This window comes from Hymenobacter lapidiphilus, assembly GCF_003417065.2.
In the GTDB taxonomy this organism is placed as follows: domain Bacteria; phylum Bacteroidota; class Bacteroidia; order Cytophagales; family Hymenobacteraceae; genus Hymenobacter.
Genome location: NZ_QVLT01000095.1, coordinates 1 through 246 on the forward strand (window position 1 = coordinate 1; position 246 = coordinate 246).

At 60.2% G+C, this 246-nt stretch carries 1 protein-coding gene; it reads right to left on the bottom strand.

Features of this window, described 5'->3' with window-relative positions; translation table 11 throughout:
- Positions 1-246, bottom strand: a 246-nt coding sequence (locus D0N36_RS19415) for a hypothetical protein (protein WP_207190736.1), incomplete at both ends; no start/stop codon positions are given.

The window sequence follows — 246 nt, forward strand, 5'->3', positions numbered from 1 at the left end:
AGGCCCCAAGCAGCTTACAGCCATCGAACGCCAGTTTTCCTCCGAAACGGCGTAGTCGAGCAGGCAGCGGTCGAAATGCACCCCCAAAACAGAAGGTCGCGGGCAGGCGTTGAAACTGCAGGCCCCAAGCAGCTTACAGCCATCGAACGCCAGTTTTCCTCCGAAACGGCGTAGTCGAGCAGGCAGCGGTCGAAATGCACCCCCAAAACAGAAGGTCGCGGGCAGGCGTTGAAACTGCAGGCCCCA